Annotated in this window: 16 protein-coding genes; 6 read left to right on the forward strand and 10 right to left on the reverse strand. The window is 72.6% G+C overall.

The genetic code is table 11. The annotated features are described in order from the left end of the window. Nucleotides 1-5: 5 nt before the first annotated feature. Entirely contained in the window at nt 6-452 is a 447-nt protein-coding gene (locus AB0L56_RS13870) for a hypothetical protein (protein WP_361037103.1), read from the reverse strand. A gap of 172 nt (nt 453-624) precedes the next feature. On the opposite strand from AB0L56_RS13870, the gene AB0L56_RS13875 reads away from it, so the two are divergent. Continuing rightward, entirely contained in the window at nt 625-1,932 is a 1,308-nt protein-coding gene (locus AB0L56_RS13875; protein ID WP_365422696.1) for an ABC transporter substrate-binding protein, read from the forward strand. Between the two features lie 18 nt (nt 1,933-1,950). On the opposite strand, the gene AB0L56_RS13880 is transcribed toward AB0L56_RS13875, so the two are convergent. Beyond that, nucleotides 1,951-3,537, reverse strand: a complete 1,587-nt coding sequence (locus AB0L56_RS13880; RefSeq protein WP_365422699.1) for a hypothetical protein — start codon at nt 3,535-3,537, stop codon at nt 1,951-1,953. Nucleotides 3,538-3,714: 177 nt separating this feature from the next. Next, nucleotides 3,715-5,100 carry a transcriptional regulator gene (locus AB0L56_RS13885; RefSeq protein ID WP_365422702.1) on the reverse strand — a complete coding sequence of 462 codons (1,386 nt, stop codon included), beginning with the start codon at nt 5,098-5,100 and terminating at the stop codon, nt 3,715-3,717. 306 nt (nt 5,101-5,406) lie between these two features. Here AB0L56_RS13885 and AB0L56_RS13890 point away from each other — a divergent pair, with 306 nt between their 5' ends. Then, nucleotides 5,407-6,069 (forward strand): bifunctional DNA primase/polymerase, encoded by a 663-nt coding sequence (locus tag AB0L56_RS13890; protein ID WP_365422705.1) that lies wholly within the window; start codon nt 5,407-5,409, stop codon nt 6,067-6,069. 199 nt (nt 6,070-6,268) lie between these two features. Further along, nucleotides 6,269-7,666: a PAS domain-containing protein gene (locus AB0L56_RS13895; RefSeq protein WP_365422707.1), complete on the forward strand. Its 1,398-nt coding sequence runs from the start codon at nt 6,269-6,271 to the stop codon at nt 7,664-7,666. 235 nt (nt 7,667-7,901) lie between these two features. Here AB0L56_RS13895 and AB0L56_RS13900 read toward each other — a convergent pair whose 3' ends face one another. Continuing rightward, complete coding sequence (locus AB0L56_RS13900) at nt 7,902-8,657, reverse strand: SIS domain-containing protein (protein ID WP_365422710.1); 756 nt, start codon at nt 8,655-8,657, stop codon at nt 7,902-7,904. Nucleotides 8,658-8,885: 228 nt separating this feature from the next. Between AB0L56_RS13900 and AB0L56_RS13905 the strand changes: the two genes are divergently transcribed. After that, nucleotides 8,886-9,578 (forward strand): metal-dependent transcriptional regulator, encoded by a 693-nt coding sequence (locus tag AB0L56_RS13905; protein WP_361037006.1) that lies wholly within the window; start codon nt 8,886-8,888, stop codon nt 9,576-9,578. 494 nt (nt 9,579-10,072) lie between these two features. Continuing rightward, nucleotides 10,073-10,951 carry an alpha/beta hydrolase gene (locus tag AB0L56_RS13910; RefSeq protein ID WP_365422713.1) on the forward strand — a complete coding sequence of 293 codons (879 nt, stop codon included), beginning with the start codon at nt 10,073-10,075 and terminating at the stop codon, nt 10,949-10,951. Nucleotides 10,952-11,243: 292 nt separating this feature from the next. Here the strand turns inward: AB0L56_RS13910 and AB0L56_RS13915 are convergent, their stop codons facing one another. Further along, entirely contained in the window at nt 11,244-12,344 is a 1,101-nt protein-coding gene (locus tag AB0L56_RS13915; RefSeq protein ID WP_361037009.1) for a citrate synthase 2, read from the reverse strand. A gap of 272 nt (nt 12,345-12,616) precedes the next feature. Here AB0L56_RS13915 and pdxH point away from each other — a divergent pair, with 272 nt between their 5' ends. After that, complete coding sequence (gene pdxH / locus AB0L56_RS13920) at nt 12,617-13,306, forward strand: pyridoxamine 5'-phosphate oxidase (RefSeq protein ID WP_365422717.1); 690 nt, start codon at nt 12,617-12,619, stop codon at nt 13,304-13,306. Between the two features lie 12 nt (nt 13,307-13,318). Here pdxH and AB0L56_RS13925 read toward each other — a convergent pair whose 3' ends face one another. From AB0L56_RS13925 to AB0L56_RS13945, 5 genes are all read right to left on the reverse strand, one after another. Further along, entirely contained in the window at nt 13,319-13,942 is a 624-nt protein-coding gene (locus AB0L56_RS13925) for a TetR/AcrR family transcriptional regulator (RefSeq protein WP_365422720.1), read from the reverse strand. After that, a complete protein-coding gene (locus tag AB0L56_RS13930) occupies nt 13,930-14,664 on the reverse strand; it encodes an enoyl-CoA hydratase family protein (protein WP_365422723.1) in 735 nt (244 codons plus the stop codon). The genes AB0L56_RS13925 and AB0L56_RS13930 overlap by 13 nt, the downstream gene beginning before the upstream one ends. Next, nucleotides 14,661-16,277, reverse strand: coding sequence for a 4-coumarate--CoA ligase family protein (locus AB0L56_RS13935; protein WP_365422726.1), 1,617 nt, complete (start codon nt 16,275-16,277; stop codon nt 14,661-14,663). The genes AB0L56_RS13930 and AB0L56_RS13935 overlap by 4 nt, the downstream gene beginning before the upstream one ends. Nucleotides 16,278-16,308: 31 nt before the next feature. Further along, nucleotides 16,309-17,451 (reverse strand): acyl-CoA dehydrogenase family protein, encoded by a 1,143-nt coding sequence (locus AB0L56_RS13940; RefSeq protein WP_365422729.1) that lies wholly within the window; start codon nt 17,449-17,451, stop codon nt 16,309-16,311. A 108-nt stretch (nt 17,452-17,559) separates the two neighbouring features. After that, nucleotides 17,560-19,407, reverse strand: coding sequence for a biotin carboxylase N-terminal domain-containing protein (locus AB0L56_RS13945; RefSeq protein ID WP_365422732.1), 1,848 nt, complete (start codon nt 19,405-19,407; stop codon nt 17,560-17,562). Nucleotide 19,408: the final 1 nt, after the last annotated feature.

Consider the following 19,408-nt stretch of genomic DNA (forward strand, 5'->3'; position numbering starts at 1 on the left):
TCCCGCTACGCGGACCGGGTCAGGATCCGCAGCACCTCGAGGGTGCTCGGCGGGGCGTCGGGGTCCTCGCCGTCGCTGGCCGCCATCCGGACATGGGCGTCCCGCGCGGCCCGCACCGCCTCCGGCCATCCCTCGTGCTCGAGGTAGGCGGTCACCGGCGCGTCGGGCCCGACCTGGTGCATGATCCGCAGCACGCGCAGCACCGCGGTGTCGACGAGCGCCGCCTCCTGGGAGTCGCGGAAGATCGTTCCGACGTACTTCTCGGCGGACCAGTTGTCCAGCCAGGTGTCCTCGACCAGCCGGTAGACGGCGTCGGTGACGTCCCCGTAGCCGGGCACGCCGGCCAGCCAGACGTCCCGCTGGAAGCCCGGGTCGGAGAGCATGTGCAGCGCGGAGCGCACATTGCTGCGCCAGCGCCACCACGGCATGTCGTTGAGTGGCATGCCGCCCATGGTGGAGGAGCGACGGCCGCGACGGGAAGAGTTCTCCGAACCTTGCACGGTCGTCGATCGTACGTTTCCGGGTCCGACGGGCGGCAGGGGACCCCGCAATTCACCTCCCAGTCACCGTGCGTTGACCGAGGGTCACTCCATGGTTGGCCGTGTGGCGGAATCGTGCGGGGGCATGACCGGCAGGCGACAGACCCGCAGCACCCTCCTCCCCCGCCTCCTCACCCGGCCCGTTAAGGCCGGCGCCCTGACCGCGGGCGCGCTGGCGGCGTGCGCCTCGCTCCTCGCCGGGTGCGGGATCGTCCCCGGCGTCACGGGCGGCTCCGGGGACGACACCATCACCGTGATGACCTGGGCACCCGAGAACACCGACGCCACCAACAAGCCCGGAATGCCCGCGTTCGCCCAGGCGTACGCCCGCTGGCTCAACGCTCAGAGCGGTATCGACGGGCGCCGGCTGAACGTGCTGACCTGCAACGAGAAGAACGACGCCGTGACTGCCTCGCGGTGCGCCCGGCGCGCCGTCGAGGAGAAGGCCGTCGCGGTCGTCGGCTCCTACAGCCAGTACGCCGACGCCTTCCTGCCCACCCTGGAGGGCGCCGGTATCCCGTACATCGGCGGCTACGGCATCACCAACGACGAGTTCACCAGCCCCCTGTCCTACCCCGTCAACGGCGGCCAGCCGACGCTGCTGGCCGGGCTGGGCCGCACCCTCGCCGACAGCTGCGGTCCGGTCACCCTGGTCCGGCCCGACAGCATCGCGGGCGATCAGCTGCCCCCGCTGCTCGACTCGGGCCTGCGGGCGGGCGGGCACGCCTCCACCGGCGACCAGCGCGCCCCGGAGACCGCCACCTCGTACCAGGAGCAGGTGCACCGGGCTCTGCGGCGGGCCACCTCCGCCACCGGCGATCAGGGCTGTGTCGTGCCCGCGCTCGGCGACCGCACGGGCACCTTCATGGACTCCTTCCGGCGGGCCCGCGCCGGTTATCCCGACGTGCGCACGGCGACCGTGCTGGGCAGCGTCGACCAGACGACCATCGACGCGTCCGGCGGGGCGTCGGGGCCGTACGAGGGGTCGTACGTCACCGGCTGGTACCCGGCGGCGAGCGACGCCCGCTGGGACGGGATGAAGAAGGTGATCGAGCAGGAGGCGTTCGGCGACAACCGGATCGACCCGGCCGACGCCGGGGTGCAGACCACGTGGATCGCCTACACCGTGTTCCGCCGGGCCGTCGAGTCGCTCGGCGACGGCCCGGTGACCGCCGACACGGTGAGCGAGGCGCTGGACGGCGGGCTGAGGACCGACACGGGCGGGCTCACACCCACCCTGCGGTGGAAGTTCCAGGACGAGCTCGCCGCCGTCGGCTTCCCCCGGCTGGTCAACGCGCACGTGACCCTGCAGGTGGTCGAGAACGGCCGGCTGGTCGCGGCCCGCAAGGGCTTCACCGATGTGACGAAGACCCTGCGGAACGCGGACCTGTGACCGGCCGCCGGGGGCCGGTCAGAGCTGGGTGGGCTGGCGTTCGGTGAGGCCGTACTGCCGGGCGATCGCGTTCCACAGCTGCGCCGCCTTGCCCTTTTCCGCGGTCGCGGTGCCGCTGGCCCGGTTGCCCGCCTGGGTCTGCTTGGTGGCGCGGGCCTGCCCCTTCTTGCAGGACTTGCCCTTGGACCCGGCCACCTGGTCCGCCCAGGCCGCGTAGTGGTTGTCGGCCGAGGCGGACGCCTGCCACGCCTTGGTGAGCGCGCTGGTCAGGGCCTGGTGGTCCGGCAGCTTGTCCACGGAGAGGGCGGAGAGATCGGTCACCAGGCGGCTGCGCTGCCCGGCCGCGTCCCGCAGGTCCTTGGCGGCCGCGGCGAGGTCGCGGCAGGCCTTCACATCGGCGACCGCGTTGATCACGGTGGTGCGGCTGTCACCGCTGTCGGCCAGCAGCTTGTCCAGCTCCACGGCCTGCTCACGGGCGGGGTCCACGGTCGGCGAGGGGGACGCCTCCTCGGTCGCGGGGGCGCTGGCGGCCACGGTCTGGTTGCCGCTGTTGTCGTCCCCGCCCCCGCTGCCGAGCAGGGCGCCCGCGCCGACGCCGAGGACGGCGATGCCGATGCCGACCGCCGCGATGACCGGCACGCGGGTGCCCGAGCGGCCGCCGCCGCGTCCGCCCCGGCCACTGCCGGTCGGTCCGTGCGGGTGCGGGGCGGATGCGGCCGGCGGGGGCCCGCCGTACCCCACGCGCGGAAGCTGCTGGGTGGATCCGGCCGGGCCGCCGTCGTCACTGCGGAAGAGGTTGTCGAACTCGGCGGGCGGCTGCCGGTTGCCCTCGCCAGGCGGCGGGGCGGGGGCGCCGTAGGGCTGCCCGGGGGGCTGGTCGGTGACGGGGGCCATGTACTGGGTGGCCTCGGCGTCCGGGCTGCCCGCGCCGGGCGTGCTCTGCGCGGGGAGCCCCAGGTACCGGGTGGCCTCGGAGTCGTGGGCGGCGGGCATCTCGGGCGGCAGCGCGCCCGGGCCCACCGGGGGTATGTACTGCGTCGCGCCCTCGCCGGCACCGCCCGCGGGCACCGGAGGGAGGAACTGGGTCGCCCCTTCCGTCCCGTCGGGCGCGCCACCGGCCGGGGAGCCGTACGCGTGCGGGGCGGGAGCGCCGTATCCGGCGCCGGAGCCGTACGACGGGTGCCCGCCGTGACCGGCGCCCGGCGTCCCCGCGCCGTAGGAACCATGCGGGGGCTGCGTGTTCTCGGGGGGCAGGGGGCCGGGGCCCTGAGGACCCTGGGGCGTGTTCTGGTCGCTCCACGGGGACGGGCCGGGTGGGCCGGGCGGGCCCCACTGGCCGCCGTCGGACGGGGACGGCCAGTCCTGGCTCACCGGCGGTCCCGGGTTCTGCTGGTCGGGGCCCCACGGCGTGCCCCAGGTCTGACCGCCGGGCGGGGCCGAGGCGGGGAAACCGCCGGCGGGGGGCCGGCCCTCCGTGCCGCCGCCCGGCGCGACCGGTCCGGCCGTCATGCCCGGCAGCAGGGGCTCACCACCGTCGGAGGGCAGCACGATGCCTTCGCGCGCGGGGCGCGCCGAGGGCTCCTCGCCCTGTCCACTCTGCGTCACCGGGACTCCTACCAATGGGGGACCTTGTGAATCGTCGGCTCACGCTACCGGGTCCCCGGAGCCTGGTGCCACGCAGCACAGAACCGCATCTCCTGCCCTGTGAGCGGGGTAACAAAACCAGGTCACCGCACGCTGATTACGTCCCCTCCTCTCCGTCGCCCCGCCCGGTCACCGGCGTCACGCCGCCGCCTGGAGCTCCATCCGCGCCCCGAACTCCCGTACCACCGGCTCCTCCCGGTACGGCTCCAGCCGCTGCTGGAGGTCCTCCAGATACTCGGCGCCCCGGTTGGACCGCAGGCCGTGGAGCAGCCCGGCCGCCTTCAGGCCCGTACTGCAGGCCTGTTCGATGTCGCGCTGCTGCACCTGGGCGGTGGCCAGCAGCACATAACCGATCGCCCGCCGCCGGGCCCGCGACTCGGGATGCCCGTTTACGGACTGGCGGGCGCACCGCGCGGCGGCCTCGGCCTGTCCGAGGTCCCGGTGGCAGTGCGCCAACTCGTCGGCCAGATAGGCCTCGTCGAAGTGCGCGATCCACACCGGGTCGTCGCCGGAGGCGGGATCGGCGGCCTCCATGGCGCTCACGGCCCGTCCCGCCGCCGCCTGCGCGGAGTGCGCGTCGCCCATCAGCGCGTGCCCGCGCGCCTCCGCCGCGAGGAACATCGACTCCGCGCGGGGCGTCACCCGCCCCCGTGCGCCCTCCTGCGCCGCCCGCGCCAACTGCGCGATCTCACGCGGGTTTCCGAGCTGCGCCGCCAGATGGCTCATGGACGCGGCGAGCACATATCCGCCGTATCCACGGTCACCGGCCGCCTGCGCCAGCCGGAGCGCCTGGATGTAGTAGCGCTGCGCGAGACCCGGCTGTCCGGTGTCCACGGCCATGTACCCGGCGAGTTCGGTGAGCCGCGCTACGGCGGCGAACAGGTCCCGGCCCACGGCCTCCCGGTACGAACCCGCGAGCATCCCCGAGACGACGCTGTTGAGGTAGTGCACCACGACCGGGCGGACGTGCCCGCTGCCGTACTGGTGGTCAAGGTCGACCAGCGCCTGCGTCATCGACCGCACGGCCGCGACGTCGGACTGTCCCACCCGCGGGCCCGCGGAACGCGCCACCTGCCCGTCCGGGCCGGAGATCAGCCAGTCGCGGCTCGGCTCCACCAGCGCGGAGGAGGCGACGGAGGACCCGGACAGGAAGTCCCGCCGCCCCACGTCGCTGCGCCACAGCTCGCAGACCTGCTCGATGGCCCCCAGTACCGTCGGCGAGAACTGGAGACCGACACCCGACGCGAGGTTCTTGCCGTTGGCCATGCCGATCTCGTCGATCGTGACCGTCCGGCCCAGCTTGCGGCCCAGGGCCTCCGCGATGATCGCCGGTGCCCGCCCCCTCGGCTGCTGTCCGCGCAGCCAGCGCGCCACCGACGTCTTGTCGTAGCGCAGATCGAGGCCGTGCTCGGCGCCGCACATGTTGACCCTGCGGGCCAGCCCGGCGTTGGAGCATCCGGCTTCCTGGATGAGCGCCTGCAGCCGTTCGTTCGGCTGCCGCGCGACGAGAGGCCTTGCGGCCATGGCGTACCCCCTGAGGCTGCGGTGCCTGCCCACGCACCGGGTTGACGTTCTTCCGCGGCCGTACTTCTCACGTCCCGGCGAGAAGAACCGGCCGTGAAGATCAATGCCCCGCCGATGTGCCGTCAATGCGAAGCATGTGAGGATTGCCGGGGTAACGGCTGATGCCGGCCCCCCTCCTGGCTACCCATGCGCGGACGCGGATCCTCCCGCGCGCCCCCACGGATGCACCCATGCGCCCCGAAGCCGGAACCGGTGCTCCTCCCCCGCGCATACGGGCGGGCGTAACCCCTGGTGACGGCCGTAGTTGTGTTCATCGTGGAAGAGACGATCGCGGGCGCCGACGCCGTACAGATCCCGAAGCAGCGCGGGGAATCGCTGCTGGACACCGCCGTTCGCTACGCGGAGGAACGGCACTGGGACGTGTTCCCGGGCACCTGGCTGGAGATCGTGGACGGGGTGCACGGCTGTTCGTGCGGTGACGGGGCGTGCCCGGCCCCCGGCGCGCACCCGGCGCGCCCGGACTGGGCGAGCCAGGCGACCGGCAGCGCCACCGTCGTCCGGCGGATGTGGCAGCCGCAGCCGGCCGCCTCGATCCTGCTGCCCACCGGGCGGACCTTCGACGCGATCTCCGTACCGGAGACGGCAGGCTTCCTCGCGCTCGCGCGGATGGAGCGGATGGAGCTGACACTGGGTCCGGTGACCCTCACCCCGGACCGGCGGATGGAGTTCTTCGTGCTGCCGGGGGCGGCGGCGAAGGTTCCCGACCTGGTGCGGAAACTGGGGTGGACGGTGGCGTCGCTGGACCTGACGGTCCTCGGAGAGGGCGCGTACGTGGCCGCGCCGCCCACGCGGTTCGGATGCCGCGGGGCCGTGCAGTGGGCCTGCCGACCCACCCCGGTGAACCGGTGGCTGCCGGACGCCGAGGAGTTGGTGTCACCGCTGGCCTACGCGTGCGGCAGGGAGCGGTAACTCGCCACAAACTGACGGGAACGCGTACCCCGCGGTGGGCACCTTTTCCCATGTGAACGGGGTGACGCGGCTCGCTCGTACAACAATTCTCTCAATCTTGTCGAGAAGCCCATGTGCGCTGAGTCACGTTCAAGTTGAATGGCTCCAAGTGAGAGAACCGTCGTGCCGTACGTGCGGACGCAGCCTGCAGGGGGTCCAGGTGAGTGCTTCCCGGCGTAGTGGGGCCACCGACGAGCTGGGGCCGGACGAGCCCGGGCGGGAGGGTCGGGAGGGTTCGGACGGCTCCGATCTCCTCGCCGCGCTCCTCGACGGCATGGACGCTGCCCTGTGCGCCTTCGACGCGGACGGTGTGGTGACGCACTGGAACCGTGAGGCGGAGCGGATCCTCGGCTGGACCGCGGCGGAGGCCGTGGGCCGGGCCGGGTTCGCCGGGTGGGCCGTGCGCCGCGCGGACGCCGAGGAGGTCGAGGCGCGGCTGATGTCGGCCATGGACGCGCCGGGCCGTCAGGTGAACGAGTTCGCGCTGCTGACGAAGGACGGCGGCCGGGTGCTGGTGCGGACACAGTCCGCGGCCGTGCGCGGACCCGACGGCAAGCCGGCGGGCGTGTACTGCGCGTTCAGCGAGGTGCACGCGCAGATCGATCTGGAGCGGTCGATCGCGCTGAGCGAGGCGCTGCTGGAGGACGCGAGCTGGGGCGTCGTCCTGGTCGACGCCGATCTGCGGCCCGCCGTGGTGAACACGCACGCCGCGCGGGCGCTGGGCGCCGGGCGGACGTCCGTGCTCGGGCGGCCGCTGGGGGAGCTGCTGGCGCAGGGCGTGGAGGAGCTGGAGAGCGCCCTCACCCATGTCCTCGCCGAGGGCGCGCCGCCGGCACCGGCCGAGCTGTGGGTGAGCGTGCGCACGCCGGAGGGCGAGCGGCGGCGGTGCTGGCGGAGCGGGTTCGTGCGGCTGGCGTCGCCGCTCGCGGAGGAGCCGGTGCCGCTGGGGGTCGGGTGGCTGTTCCAGGACGTGACCGAGTCACGGCAGGGCGAGCAGGAGGCGTCGCTGCTGCGGTTCCGCGCGCAGCAGCTGCACCGCGCGGCGCGCGCGGCGGCGGAGTGCGAGGATCCGGCGGAGGCGGCGACGGTCCACCTCGACTTCGCCCTCGCCGGATTCGCCGACCATGCGCTGATCGACCGGTTGGCCGACGGTGTGGGGGACGCGGGCCGGGTGCGGCTGGTGCGGGTCGCCGCGACGCCGGCCGGTGCGCCGGGGCCCAGCAGCATCGACGGGCGGGCGGGGCTGCCGGTGCGGTACGGCGAGGGGCATCCCGCGGTGCAGTGCGTGGAGCGGGCGGGTTCGGTGCGGGCCGGGGCGGGTTCCCTGTCCGCGGAGGACGCCCGGGCGTGGGCGGTGGCTCGGCAGTGGCCGGCGGACGCGGTGCACGCGCTGTGCACGGTGTTGCGGAGCAGGGGGCGGACGCTGGGTGCCGTGACGTTTCTGCGGGGGGCGGGGCGTCAAGCGTTCGAACGCTTCGACGCGATGTACGCGGAGGATGTGGCGGTCCACATCGCCACGTCCCTGGATCTGGCGTCCCTCACCCGCCCGGACCACTGACCGTCCCTGATCTCGCCCCCGCCGCCCTTTCCCGTTCCCGACCTCCGGGGGCGCTGCCCCCGGACCCCCGCTCCTCAAAGGCCGGAGGGGCTGGATTGTGCCGGACGGGGGATTATGCCGTACGGGCTGAAAATTCAGCCTGTCCGGCGTTTGAGGACGAGGCCCGAAGGGCCGATAGGGGGGTTCGGGGGCGTAGCCCCCGGGGACGGGATGGGAAGGGGCGGCGGGGGCGAGATCAGTGGCCGTAGAAGATGCGGTCCGCGTATTCCTCGAAGACGCGCGCGTTCCACTCGTGGCCGCCGTCCACATTGCCCGAGCGCAGCAACGGCGGCTCGATCCCCCGATCCGCCAGCACCGCCGCCACCGTCGCCATCACCGACTGCAGCAGCGCCGTCGTCACCACCGTCGACGCCGGAGCGAACGGCGCGGAAACCCCGTCGTGCGTGAGCTCCGCATCACCGACCGCGATACCCGAGTCCAGCACCAGATCACAGTGATCCTTCAGGAACGTCCCCGAGGAGTGCCGAGACGACGTCTGCGCCGCGTACGCCACCGACGTCACGCCGATGACCCGCACACCCATCCCCCGTGCCTTCATCGCCATCTCCACTGGCAGCGCGTTCCGCCCGGACAGGGAGATGATCAGCAGCGCGTCGCCCGCGCGGAGCGGCGAGGACTCGAGCACGACGCTCGCGAGCCCGTCGACACGCTCCAGGGCGGAGCCCAGCGTGGCCGGCCGCACGTCGACGCCCACCGCGCCGGGCACGGCGAGCAGGTTCATCAGGGCGAGCCCGCCCGCGCGGTACACGAGGTCCTGCGCGGCGAGCGAGGAGTGCCCGGCACCGAACGCGAAGAGACGGCCGCCGTCCGCGACGGTGTCGGCGAGCATCGTCCCCGCGGCCGCCACGGCGTCGGCCTCCTCGTCACGGATCCGCCGGAGCAGGTCCATCGCGGCGTCCAGGAACTGACCGGCCGGCGTACGGTCGCTCATACGGCATCCCTTCGCGGTGATGTGTTGTGGATCACCGTGCGGTCTGGACCAGTGCCGTGTCAATACGGCGCCCAAGGCCCCGTTTCCCGGCCTCCGCACCGCTCGTTTCCCCGGCGCGACCCGGTTGTCAGCCGTATGCGTAAGAATTGAGTCCTGGGCCAGCGCACGCGCCGGTGAGCAGGCCGGCCTCCGGCAGAGCCAATCCGCAGATCTCATCAAGGGGCATGTATGTCCGGACTGATCGACACCACGGAGATGTATCTCCGCACCATCCTCGAGCTGGAGGAGGAAGGTGTGGTCCCCATGCGCGCCCGGATCGCCGAGCGGCTCGACCAGAGCGGGCCGACGGTCAGCCAGACCGTGGCGCGCATGGAGCGCGACGGCCTGGTGTCCGTCGCCGCCGACCGCCACCTCGAGCTCACCGAGGAGGGCCGCCGGCTGGCCACGCGTGTGATGCGCAAGCACCGGCTCGCGGAGTGCCTCCTGGTCGACGTGATCGGCCTGGAGTGGGAGCAGGTCCACGCCGAGGCCTGCCGCTGGGAGCACGTGATGAGCGAGGCCGTCGAGCGCCGCGTGCTGGAGCTGCTGCGGCACCCGACCGAGTCGCCGTACGGCAACCCGATCCCCGGGCTCGAGGAGCTGGGCGAGAAGGACGCCGCCGACCCGTTCCTCGACGAGGGCATGGTGTCCCTTGCCGACCTCGACCCCGGCGCCGAGGGCAAGACGGTCATCGTGCGCCGGATCGGCGAGCCGATCCAGACCGACGCGCAGCTGATGTACACGCTGCGCCGGGCGGGCGTACAGCCCGGCTCGGTGGTGAGCGTGACGGAGTCGGCGGGCGGGGTGCTGGTGGGCAGCAGCGGCGAGGCGGCGGAGCTGGAGAACGACGTGGCGTCGCACGTGTTCGTCGCCAAGCCCTGACCGCACCGTCCACCGGGCGAACGGTTCCCGCCTGCCGGTGTGAACGCGCCGAATCGAAGATCCAGTACGCGGAATCGCAGCGCTCGCCGGAACCGCGTGCAAGGCTGTCGCGTGAGGCATATGACCTGAGGGGTGCTCTTGGCCGGGCCGACAGCGATGTCACCCCGGCCGGGGAGGGGCGGGACGATGTGCCGTGACCACGTGAGGAGCCCCGGCGCCGCGTGGCGCCGGGGCCTGTCCTCCCCTGTGCTGACCCGGAGCCCCGAGCTCTCAGGGTCATTCCCCTCGGACCGGTTTCCCCGAGCGGTCCGCCTCCCGCTGAAGATCTCCCCTGGGTCGCAGCGATCAATCCCCGACGGAGGTCACTCGATCGAGGGGTGTTGCCGGGCAAGAAGGCGTTTTCGAATACGCATTCGATAATCTGCGGCAGTGGCAACGGGCAGAGCCAGGACACAGGCAGTGGGCAGGCAGCGAGCTTGGGGGGTGCCAGGACGATGGCGCGACGCATCGACGTGACCGGGGCGGACGGCGTACGGCTCGCCGCCTGGGAATTCGGCGACCCGCCCAAGGACGGGGCCGAACCGGCGGGAACCGCCGGAGCGAACGCACCCGGTGTGCTGTTACTCCACGGCCTCATGGGCCGCGCCTCGCACTGGGCCTCCACCGCCCGCCGGCTCTCCGCGCGCTACCGCGCGGTCGCCCTCGACCAGCGCGGCCACGGCCGCAGCGACAAGCCCTCCCAGGCCTCCTTCACCCGCGACGCCTACGTCGACGACGCCGAGGCCGCCCTCGAACAGCTCGGCCTCGGCCCCACCGTCCTCATCGGCCACGCGATGGGCGCCCTGACCGCCTGGCAACTCGCCGCCAAACGCCCCGACCTGGTCAACGGCCTGATCATCTGCGATATGCGGGCCTCCGCCCTCGGAGCCGCCTCCCAGCGCGAGTGGGCCGAGTGGTTCAAGGCCTGGCCGGTCCCCTTCGCCACCCTCGCCGACGTCCGCAAATGGTTCGGCGAGGACGACCCCTGGGTGGAGCGGCCCAACCCCGCCCGCGGCGAGTTCTACGCCGAGGTGATGGCCGAGTCCCCCGACGGCTGGCGCCCCGTCTTCGACCCCGACCAGATGCTCCGCTCCCGCGAGACCTGGGTGTACGACGCCCACTGGGAGGAACTGGCCCAGGTCCGCTGCCCCGCCCTCGTCGTCCGCGGCCTCGACGGCGAACTCGGCCGCGCGGAGGCCCAGGAAATGGTCCGCGTCCTCCCCCACGGCCAGTACGCCGAGGTCGCCGACGCCGGCCACCTCGTCCACTATGACCAGCCCGAAGCCTGGCTGTCCGCCATCGAGCCCTTCCTGACCACGCTCAGCCACCCCTGACAAGGTTGCGGAAAACCGGTTGCTTCGGGATGCGCTCCTTCCTAGGGTTTGGGCTACCGAGGAAGGGAGGTGGTTCGGAGCATGTATGCATACCGGACGTCGGAGGTGGCTGCGGGCTAGTGGCCCGTCACCACACCCGGTGCGGTGCCGAGCCAGCGCGCGAGCGACGCGCGCAGCCGGCCTAATCCAACGCAGTCACCCGACCCGCGAGTCGCCGGTAACGTCCGGCCGGCTCCCCCCGAGGGGGGAACCAGACTCGCGGGTCGTCTGCGTTTTCGGGGGCTGCCGCCGGTCAGTGGGCGATGTCCTCGTAGCCCTCGACCTCGCGGGGGTCGCGGGCGCCCGGGCCGACGTAGCGGGCCGACGGGCGGACCAGGCGGCCGGTGCGCTTCTGTTCCAGGATGTGCGCCGACCAGCCCGCGGTGCGGGCGCAGGTGAACATCGAGGTGAACATGTGCGCCGGGACCTCGGCGAAGTCCAGCACGATGGCGGCCCAGAACTCGACGTTGGTGGCCAGCACCCGGTCGGGGCGGCGGGCGTGCAGTTCGGCCAGGGCGGCCTTCTCCAGGGCCTCGGCGACCTCGAAGCGCGGGGCGCCCAGTTCGCGGGCGGTGCGGCGCAGGACGCGGGCGCGGGGATCCTCCGCGCGGTAGACGCGGTGGCCGAAGCCCATGAGGCGTTCGCCCTTGTCGAGGGCCTGCTTGACGTAGGCCTCGGCGTCCCCGGTGCGTTCGATCTCCTCGATCATGTGCAGCACGCGGGAGGGGGCGCCGCCGTGCAGGGGGCCGGACATGGCGCCCACGGCTCCGGAGAGGGCGGCGGCGACGTCCGCGCCGGTGGAGGCGATGACCCGGGCGGTGAAGGTGGAGGCGTTCATGCCGTGCTCGGCGGCCGAGGTCCAGTAGGCGTCGACGGCGGCGACGTGCCGGGGGTCGGGTTCGCCGCGCCAGCGGATCATGAAGCGTTCGACGATGGACTCGGCCTTGTCTATCTCGTGCTGGGGGACCATGGGCAGGCCCTGGCCGCGGGCGGACTGGGCGACGTAGGAGAGGGCCATGACGGCGGCGCGTGCGAGGTCGTCGCGGGCCTGTGCGGCATCGATGTCGAGGAGCGGTTTCAGGCCCCATACGGGGGCGAGCATGGCGAGGGCGGACTGCACGTCGACGCGGATGTCACCGGAGTGCACGGGGATGGGGAACGGTTCCGCAGGCGGCAGACCCGGGTTGAACGCTCCGTCGACGAGCAGGCCCCAGACATTGCCGAAGGAGACGTGCCCGACCAGGTCCTCGATGTCGACGCCCCGGTAGCGGAGGGCGCCGCCCTCCTTGTCCGGTTCGGCGATCTCCGTCTCGAACGCGACGACTCCTTCGAGCCCGGGTACGAAGTCGGACATCAGGCGGCTCCTCGTGAGGTGGGTGACAGATGGTGTTGTGGGATGGGACGGCCATGTGTCGGTCAATCCGGTGCGGTCGGGTGCGTCCGGTGGATCCGCGGTCACGCTGTGTGGACTCGCGGTCCGGGACGTCATCCCTGTGATGCCCGGCCGGCGGTCACCCAACCGGATCAGTGCCTGCACGATACGCCCGGGTGCCAGCTTTGGGGAGGGTTCGCGGCACTGAGTGCCATGGCGTGATGAAGGACACCGCTCTCCCGTGGCCGTGCCCCATGGGGGAGGATGACGGCGTGACCGACCGAGACGCCGTTCCTCCCTTCGATCTCGCCGCCATGCGCAAGCAGTACCGGTCCGAGGGGCTCTCCGAGACCGACCTGGCCCCCACTCCGGTGGAGCAGTTCGCGCGCTGGTTCAAGCAGGCCGCGACGGACGGGGGGCTGTTCGAGCCGAACGCCATGATCGTGTCGACGGCGGACGCGGAGGGGCGGCCCAGTTCGCGGACGGTGCTGCTGAAGCACTTCGACGACGAGGGTTTCGTCTTCTACACGAACTACGAGTCCCGTAAGGGCCGTGACCTGGCCGGGAATCCGCATGTGTCGCTGCTGTTCCCGTGGCATCCGATGGCGCGGCAGGTCGTCGTGACCGGTGTCGCGCACCGGACGGCGCGCGAGGAGACGGCCGCCTATTTCCGTACGCGTCCGCACGGTTCCCAGCTGGGGGCATGGGCGAGCGGTCAGTCGTCGGTGATCGCGGGCCGTGCGGAGCTCGACGCGTCCTATGCGGGGCTGGCGGCGCGTTATCCGGAGGGCGAGCAGGTGCCGGTGCCGCCGCACTGGGGCGGTTTCCGGGTGGTGCCGAGTTCGGTGGAGTTCTGGCAGGGCCGGGAGAACCGGCTGCACGACCGTCTGCGGTACGTCGCCGAGGCGGGCGGTGCCTGGCGGGTGGAGCGGCTTGCTCCGTGATCCGCGGGCGGGTCAGCGCAGGGCCTGCTCCAGCAGGGCCGCCCATTGGGCGACGACCCGTTCGCGGCGGGCGGTGTCGTCGCTGAGGAGGTTGGCGAGGCCGAGGCCGCGGGCCATGTCGAGGAGGCCCTGGACGGTTTCGCGGACTCCGGGGCGGGATTCGTCGGCGCCGAGGAGATCGACGGCGATGCGGTGGGACTCGCGGCCGACGCGCAGTTCGAGTTCGGTGACGCGCGGGCGGAGCTGCTCCTCGTTGGAGGCGGCGACCCACAGATGAAGGGCCGCGCGGAAGAGGGGGCCGGTGTAGAGGTCGACGAGGGCGGCGACGACCGCGCGGCGGTCGGTCGCGGCGGCGCCTTCGGGGCCCTCGGGGAAGAGGGCGCGCAGGGCGGTGGAGCGTTCTTCGGCGACGTACTCGACGGCGGCGGTGAAGAGGTCCTCGCGGGTCGGGAAGTGGTGCTGGGCGGCTCCGCGGGAGACGCCGGCGCGTTCGGCGACGACGGAGACCGTGGAGCCGGCCCAGCCGTGTTCGGCGAGGCAGGCCACGGCGGCTTCCAGGAGCCGCTGCCGGGTGGCCCGGCTGCGGTCCTGCTTGGGGACTCGTTCGGCACGGTCGGCCGTGCTCACATCACCCATTCCGGATCCCGTCGTTCGAGGAAGGCCGTCATTCCCTCGCGCGCGGGGGCGGAGGAGAAGAGGCGGGCCGAGAGCGCGGTCAGGTCGGCCGCGTCCCGGTCGAAGGTCTCCAGCACCCTAGCCGTGAGCAGCCGTTTCGTCTCGGCCAGGGCTTCGGGGGCGCTTTTGCGCAGGCCGTCGAGGATAGGGGCGAGGGTGTCATCGACGTCGTCGCCGGCCGCGGTGAGCAGGCCGATGCGGGTTGCTTCTGCGGCGTCGAACCGCTCCCCGGTGAGGTAGTAGCGGGCGAGTGCGCGCGGGTCGGTGCGGGGCAGCAGGGGCAGGGAGATGACGGCCGGGGCCACGCCGATGCGGACCTCGGTGAAGGCGAAGGTGGCGGTGTGCGCGGCGACGGTGATGTCGCAGGCGGCGAGGAGGCCGAGCCCGCCGGCGCGGACGTGTCCGGTGACCCGCGCGACGACGGGTTTGGGCAGTTCGATGATCTGCCGCAGCAGGCCCACGAGGGCGTCGGGCGGGGGCGGGTTGCGCAGGTCGGCGCCGGCGCTGAAGGTGGTGCCGGTGTGGGTGAGGACCACCGCGCGGACGCCGGTGTCCTGGCCGGCGTCGGTGAGCGCGGCGGCCAGTTCGCCGACGAGGGCGGCGGAGAGGGCGTTGCGGCGTTCCGGGGCGTCGAGGCTCAGCATTTCGACGCCCCGTGCGCGGGTGCGGCCGATCAGGGTCACGAGGGCTCCTTGTGCGCCGCGCGGAGCTCGCGGCGCAGGATCTTTCCGGACGCGGCGCGGGGGACGCCGTCGATGAAGGTGACGTGCCGGACCCGCTTGTAAGGGGCGACGTGTTCGGCGACGTACATCATGATCTCGCCCTCGGTGAGCTCCGGGGCGGACGGCCCGCGGACGACGTAGGCGTGCGGGACCTCGTTGCCGTCCTCGTTGTAGACGCCGATGACGGCGGCGTCGGCGATGCCGGGGTGGGTGAGGAGCAGGGCCTCGAGTTCGGCGGGGGCGACCTGGAAGCCCTTGTACTTGATGAGTTCCTTGACACGGTCGACGACGAACAGCCAACCGTCGTCGTCGACATGGCCGACGTCCCCGGTGTGCAGCCAGCCTCCCCCACTCTCGGCTTCGCTCGAGCGGGAGGTGCCCCCACCGTCGATCATGGCGGTGGTGGCGTCGGGGCGGCCGAGGTAGCCCTTCATGATCTGGGGGCCGCGGATGAGTATCTCGCCGGATTCGCCGGGGCCGAGGTCCTTGGCGGGGTCGTCGAGGGAGACGATGCGCATCTCGGTGCCGGCGATGAGTTTGCCGACGGTGCCGGGGGGCGCGTCGTGCATGGCGTCCAGGGGGACGACATGGGTGCCCGGTGACAGTTCGGTCATGCCGTACGCCTGCCCGACGGGCGGCAGTCCGAGCCGTTGCGAGCATGCGGCGGCGAGGCTCGCGTCCAGGGGCGCGGCGGCGCTGATGATGTGCCGCAGGGAGGACAGGTCGTACTGGGCGACCAGGGGGTGTTTGGCGAGGGCGAGCACGATGGGCGGGGCCACGTACAGGCCGGTGATGCGGTGGTTCTGGATGGCCGCGAGGAAGGTTTCCAGGTCGAAGCGGGGCAGGACGACGACGGTGGCGCCCTGGCGCAGGGGCGCGTTCATGAGGGCCGTCAGCCCGTAGATGTGGAAGAACGGGAGGACGGCGAGGATGCGGTCCCCGGGGCCCGCGGTGATCAGTGGCTGGAGCTGAGCGAGGTTGGTGGCAATCTGGCGGTGGGTGAGCATCACGCCCTTGGGGACGCCGGTGGTGCCGGAGGAGTAGGGCAGGGCGGCGACGTCCTCGGCGGGGTCGATGTCGACCACCGGCTCGGGGGCGGTGGAGGCCAGCATGTCGATCAGCGAGCGGTGTCCTGGCGCGCTGTCGCAGACGAGGATCTCCTCGACGCCGCCCGCGATTTCGGCGGCCCTGCGCGCGGTGTCGAGCAGCGGGGAGACGGTGACGATCCAGCGGGCCGCGGAGTCCTTGAGCTGCTTGCCGAACTCCTCGGCGGTGGCGAGAGGGTGCACGGTGGTGACGGAGGCGCCGGCGCGGGTGGCCGCGTAGAACGCGGTGGGGAAGGCGATGGTGTTGGGGCTGTGCAGGGCGAGCACGTCCCCCTTGCGCACGCCGGCTTCGGCGAGTCCGGCGGCGACCCGGCGGTGGAAGCGGTCGACCTGTTCGTAGGTGAGGGTGGTGCCGTCGGTGCCGTCGATCAGTGCCGGGGTGCTGCCGAACTCGGCGGCACGGCCGAGCACGGCGTCGTGGATGGGGAGTTCGATCGGTGCGACGTCTGCGTACTCGCTGCGGAACATGGTTCCTCCAGGACGGCCGGGGGCCGGGTGCCTAGTACGACTTGGGCAGGCCCAGGGTCTGGTGGGAGACGTAGTTGAGAATCATCTCCCGGCTCACCGGGGCAATACGAGAGACGCGTGCGGCGGTTATCAGCGGGCCGAGCCCGTATTCGCGGGTGAGGCCGTTGCCGCCGAGGGTGTGCACGGCCTGGTCCACGGCCTTCACACAGGCTTCCGCTGCCGCGTACTTGGCCATGTTGGCGGCCTCGCCCGCGCCGATGTCGTCCCCGGCGTCGTAGAGGTGGGCGGCCTTCTGCATCATCAGGCGGGCGAGTTCGAGGTCGATGTGCGCCTGGGCGAGAGGGTGGGCGATCGCCTGGTGGGCGCCGATGGGGGCGTTCCAGACGGTGCGTTCGCGGGCGTAGGCGATGGCGCGGGTCAGTGCGTGGCGGCCCATGCCGATCGCGAACGCGGCGGTCATGATGCGTTCGGGGTTGAGACCGGCGAAGAGCTGGAGCAGGCCCGCGTCCTCGTCGCCGACCAGGGCGTCGGCGGGCAGCCGTACGTCGTCGAGGACGAGCTCGAATTGCTTCTCTACGGCGTTGAGTTCCATGTCGATGGGGCGTCGCTGGAAGCCCTCGGCGTCGCGCGGGACGATGAACAGGCAGGGCTTGAGCTTGCCGGTGCGGGCGTCGGCGGTGCGGCCCACGATGAGGGTGGCGTCGGCGATGTCGACACCGGAGACGAACACCTTGCGGCCGGTGAGGATCCAGTCGCCGCTGTCCGGGTCGCGCCGGGCGGTGGTGGTGATGCGGTGGGAGTTGGAGCCGGCGTCGGGTTCGGTGATGCCGAAGGCCATCAGGCGGCTGCCGTCGGCGAGGGCGGGCAGCCACCGGCGTTTCTGGTCCTCGGTGCCGAAGCGGGAGATGACGGTGCCGCAGATCGCCGGGGAGACGATCATCATCAGCAGGGGGTTGCCTGCGGCGCCCATCTCTTCGAGGACGAGGGAGAGTTCGGTGATGCCGCCGCCGCCACCGCCGTATGCCTCCGGCAGGTTGACGCCGATGTAGCCGAGCTTGGCTGCTTGCTGCCAGAAGGGGCGGTTGTCGGTGCCGGGGGTGTGGGGGTGGTTGCTGGCGAAGGTAGCTACCGCTTCGCGGAGGGCCTTGTGCTCTTCTGATTCGATCAACGGCATGAGGGCTCCTAAGGGGAGGGGGCTTCGCGTCGGTCGGAGGGTGCGGGATCGCTGTGGTTTCTCGCGCCCACGCGGCGGTAGCCGCAAATAGGCACAGCCCCGCGCCCCTTAGGTGGGTTCCACCACCGCCAGCAACGTGCCGGGCTCTACCTGTTGGCCGGGGGCGGCTCTCAAGGTGGTGAGTACTCCCGTGGCCGGGGCTGTGATCTTGTGTTGCATCTTCATTGCCTCCAGCCAGAGCAGGGGCTGTCCGGCCTCCACGGGGCTGCCCTCGGTGAGGCCCTCCGCGACGCGGACGACCGTGCCCGGCATGGGGGCCAGGAGGGAGCCGGGGGCGTGCTGGGCCGTGGGGTCGGGGAAGCGGGGCAGGGCGGTGAGGGCGGTGGCGCCCACGTGGACGCGGTCGCCGTACCGGCTGACCTCGTAGCGGCGCCGTACGCCGTCCACGTCGAGGATCACCAGGTCGGCGCCGGCGTGCACGACCTGGACTCCGTCGGCCGCGAGGCCCTCGCGGGTGTGCCGGTAGCGGACCTCGTGCTCCTGCCCGTCCATGAGGTACCGCTTGACCTGCGGCTGCGAGGGCAGGTTGCGCCAGCCGCCGAAGCGGGAGCGGCCGTGGGCGTCGGCGAGGGCGGCGGCGAGCGGCGCGTGCGGGTCGGGGGCGGGGGCGGTCAGTGCGGGCAGATGCCGGTCGTAGAACCCGGTGTCCATGCGCCCCTCGGTGAACTCCTCGTGCCGCAGGGAGCGGACGAGGAGGTCCCGGTTGGTGCGGGGGCCGTGGATCACCGCGCGGTCGAGGGCGGAGGCGAGCTTGCGGATTGCCTCCGCGCGGGTGGGTGCGTGGGCGACGACCTTGGCGAGCAGGGGGTCGTAGTGGACGCCGATGTCGTCGCCGTCCGTGTAGCCGGTGTCCAGGCGTACGGAGTCGGGGACGGCGAGGCGGTGCAGCCTGCCGGTCTGCGGTGCCCAGTCCTGGGCGGGGTCCTCGGCGTAGAGGCGGGCCTCGACGGCGTGTCCGCGCGGGGCGGGCGGCCCGTCGTCGCCCAGGGCGTGGCCCTCGGCGATGCGGATCTGCTCGGCGACGAGGTCGACGCCGGACACGGCCTCCGTCACGGGGTGTTCCACCTGGAGGCGGGTGTTCATCTCCAGGAAGTGGACCCGGTCGTCCGCGACGAGGAACTCGACGGTTCCCGCGCCGACGTAGCCGACGGCGCGGGCGGCACGTACGGCGAGGTGGTACAGCTCCTCGGCGACCCCCGGGGCGAGGTGAGGCGCCGGGGCCTCCTCGATCACCTTCTGGTGGCGGCGCTGGAGCGAGCAGTCACGGGTGCCGAGCACCCACACCGTGCCGTAGGTGTCCCCGAGCACCTGCACCTCGACGTGCCGTCCGCCTTCCACGTACGGCTCGACGAACACCTCGCCGTCCCCGAAGGCGCTCGCGGCCTCCGCGCGGGCGGCAGCCAGCTCGCCGTCCAGGTCCGCGAGACGCCGTACGACGCGCATGCCGCGTCCGCCGCCGCCCGCCGCCGCCTTGACCAGGACCGGCAGGTCGGCCTCGGTGACGTCCCGCAGGGGCTCAATGCCCATCAGCTCCTTGGCGCGCGTCTTGGACGCCATCGCCTCGATGGCCTCCGGGGGCGGTCCGATCCAGGTGAGGCCGGCGTCGTGCACGGCCCGCGCGAAGTCGGGGTTCTCGGAGAGGAAGCCGTAGCCGGGGTGCACGGCGTCGGCTCCGGCGGTGAGGGCGGCCTTCACGATGAGGTCGCCGCGCAGGTAGGTGTCGGCGGGCGTGGCCCCTGACAGGCGTACGGCGGCGTCGGCCTCGCGGGTGTGGAGGGCCCCGGCGTCGGCGTCCGAGTGGACGGCGACGGTCCGGATGCCCATCGCGCGGCAGGTGCGCATCACGCGGCAGGCGATCTCGCCGCGGTTCGCCACAAGAAGGGTGGTGATGCTCATG

This window comes from Streptomyces sp. NPDC052079 (assembly GCF_040680275.1).
Lineage (GTDB): Bacteria > Actinomycetota > Actinomycetes > Streptomycetales > Streptomycetaceae > Streptomyces.